The sequence below is a fragment of the Streptomyces sp. NPDC007095 genome (genome assembly GCF_040634475.1).
GTDB lineage: Bacteria > Actinomycetota > Actinomycetes > Streptomycetales > Streptomycetaceae > Streptomyces.
Window position 1 is genome coordinate 1 of record NZ_JBEYFS010000467.1, and the last position, 2822, is coordinate 2822.

The following is a 2822-nucleotide window of genomic DNA, read 5'->3' on the forward strand; positions in this document are numbered from 1 at the left end:
ACACGGGCCCAGAGTTGCCAGTGATGCCCTAGTGCTGTAATCTAGTACTTGTCGGAAAGGGGAACGGCACCCCGGACCGACACCACCAACACCCACCGAAAGGAACCGACGTGACCACGTTGGAACTCGACATGAACAACCCGGCCGAACTGGAAATGTTCATCAGGCTGGCGTTCATCGCCGAGCAGGCGCACGACCCCGCCCGCTCGCTGTCTGCCCGGCTCGCCACCACCGTGTTGACCCACGGCCCGGACACCGCCCGAGCGGATGCGCAGTACGAGGCCGGCGAGACCGGCGCCCGGGTGGTCGAGCGCGTGATCTCGTACATGGCCGCCATCCGAACCGCCCGCGTTCGGTACTGGTCGGTCAGTTACGTGGAGCACGGCCACGAGCGCAGGGGCTCGATGATCGAGAGCCCCGAGACGACCCGCGCGCAGTACGGATGGGCGGCCGAGCGGTTCGGCGCCGACGTCGTACGCATCACCGAGTACACCGACACGCGGACGAGCGTTCCCGTGGACCCGGACGCGCTGCCGCGCGACGACCGCCACCATGCCCCGGCCGTGCTCGGCGCGCACCTGGTGACCCGCTTCTACGCGTTCGACGGCCAGGGCCCCGCCGCGATCCCGGACGCCGCCGCCGTCGCACTCGCCCGGAAGCACCTCCGGGGCATCCGCCGCCAGCGGTTCGCGCTGCCGCCGGTACTGCTGGACACCGTGCGCGTTGTGATGGCCCGCGAAGTCACCGCCGCCGAGGTTGCCCGCCCCGTCGACCAGGCCCGAGCCGGCCGATAAGCCAAGCGCCCCGGGGGTGGGAACGGCACCCGCCCCCGGGGTCAGCCCCCACCAGCACCCCACCGAAAAGAGCCACCCCGTGATCTTGCTGTATCTGCTGATCGGACTTCTGGTCAGCACCTCTTACAACGTCATGCCCACGGACGGCCTGACGGACCTGCAAGCCGATCCGACCCGCCAGCCGTCCCACGGCGAACTCGCCGGCGCCGTCACGGTGTGGGTCGTCGCCGTCGCCGCGTGGCCCCTGATGATCGTCTTCAGGGCCCTGACCGCCGTACGCGACCGGTCCGACACCCGCAGGACCGAACGGCGCGACGAGCGCGCCGGGTTGGCCATCCCGGGCCAGCGTCAGCCCGCCGAGCCGGCCAAGGCTCCGGTTCCGGCCCCGCGCCGACCGGAGTAAGGCCCCGCCGGTTGACCTCGGGCAGAGCGCCAGCGGCCCCGTCCTGAGTGCAGGGCGGGAGCCGCCGCGCGGTTCGCGTGTACACGCTAAAAGATCTTGGAAGTTCTTCGGGTTGCGCTTCTGACCTGCGACTACGTCAAGTCAGGGCAGGCGGAAGCCTTGCCCGTGATGCTCTGTTGCTGTAATCTAGTTCTTGTCGGGAAGGGGAACGGCACCCCGGCCCGGCGACCACCAACACCCACCGAAGGAGAACGTCACCATGAGCGCTGCCAACGAGCCGGCCACCGTGCAGAAGTGCACCGAGGACTACGCCAACCGCACCGCGGCCAACCCGAACCCGTACGTCCGGGCCGAGGTGCAGAACCCCGGCCAGATCACCGGGAACAACGGCATCACCCCGCAGACGGGCGGCGCCGCTACGGCGCGTTGAGGGACACCGGGCGGCGGCCACCTCGGCGGCCGCCCGGACACGACAGAGGGCCGGTGGTAGACCTCCGAGGAGGTCACGGCATCCACCGGCCCTTTTGCTTCCACCAACACCCGGCCCGAAGGCCGAAGTAAGAAGCGGCCCCAGTCTAGACAGCCTCGGCGGACGCCGGCACCCAGCGGGCCGACACCCCCGCCGAGGCCGAGGATGCACCACCCACCACGGCGCCGGCCCGTAAGCCGCGGAGCCGTAGCCTCATAACCAGCGACGACGCCCCGCCCACGCGGAGGCCCGAACCCCAGGAGAGCCCGACGTGATCCCCCGAGGCCGACCAACACTCGACCTTGCCGACGTGGCCCAGCTCGCCGGCGTCTCGCTTGCGACGTGGCGCCGCCGACACCACGGCGCGTTCGTGGCCGCAGTGCACCCCCTCCCGGGGTCTCAGCGTCCAGTTATCTACGACGCCGCCCAGGTCGAAGCCCACCTAGCTGGAGAGCAGGTGCCGACCCTGGCCGCCCTCATCACGGCCGAGGACGCGGTGAGCGGCGAGGACCAGGCGGCCGCCCCCGTTGAGGACGAGCAGCCGGACGAGGAAGACGAGCGCGGGACGACGTTGCCGCCGCACCCCTCCGACTTGCTGACCGACCAGGAGGCCGGCGCCGTTGCCAAGGTGAGCGCGTCGACCATCAGGGCCGACGCGGCCGCCGGCCGGATGGACGCGGGCATGGAGCGTCACGGCCGCCGATGGTGGACCCGGGCCGCCGCCGAGGCGCGAGCCGACCGCCAGCCGCAGTACAAGGGCCGCACGGTCGGTAGCAAGGACAAGGCCCCACGCAGCCGGCCGGACCACCGCGTGGCCGAGGTGGCCACCGAACTGGCGGCCGCCGAAGCCGGGCGCCGCGCACCCGTGACCGCCGCCGAACTCGCCGAGCTGTACGAGGTGAGCGAGCGGACCGCCGAGCGCATCATGGCCCGAGCCCGCGCGGCCGCCACCTCGGCGCCAGCCGCCGAGTAGCCGCCGTGGCCGAGCCCCGTGCCGACTGCCCGGCATCTCTCCCGTTGGTTCGGCGGCCGCGGGTGTGTGGGTGGTGATGTGGGGGCTCTGCCCCCACGCCCCCGGCCACCTTCCAGAGGGGCCCCCTGTTTTTCGGGTGCGGGTCGGTGGGTGGTGGTCGGGTCGCGGGGGGTCCCTCCGGAT

4 protein-coding genes are annotated in these 2822 nt (G+C 71.8%); all 4 read left to right on the forward strand.

Translation table 11 applies throughout. From position 1 onward, the window contains the following. The first annotated feature begins 110 nt into the window (after positions 1-110). The 4 genes from ABZ656_RS57345 to ABZ656_RS57360 all read left to right on the forward strand — a co-directional run bounded on the left by ABZ656_RS57345 (position 111) and on the right by ABZ656_RS57360 (position 2639). Positions 111-794, forward strand: a complete 684-nt coding sequence (locus ABZ656_RS57345) for a hypothetical protein (protein ID WP_360280606.1) — start codon at positions 111-113, stop codon at positions 792-794. Positions 795-873: 79 nt separating this feature from the next. Beyond that, positions 874-1197: a hypothetical protein gene (locus ABZ656_RS57350; RefSeq protein ID WP_360280609.1), complete on the forward strand. Its 324-nt coding sequence runs from the start codon at positions 874-876 to the stop codon at positions 1195-1197. Between the two features lie 259 nt (positions 1198-1456). After that, complete coding sequence (locus ABZ656_RS57355) at positions 1457-1627, forward strand: hypothetical protein (RefSeq protein WP_331720780.1); 171 nt, start codon at positions 1457-1459, stop codon at positions 1625-1627. Positions 1628-1976: 349 nt separating this feature from the next. Then, positions 1977-2639: a hypothetical protein gene (locus ABZ656_RS57360; RefSeq protein WP_360280612.1), complete on the forward strand. Its 663-nt coding sequence runs from the start codon at positions 1977-1979 to the stop codon at positions 2637-2639. Positions 2640-2822 lie beyond the last annotated feature (183 nt).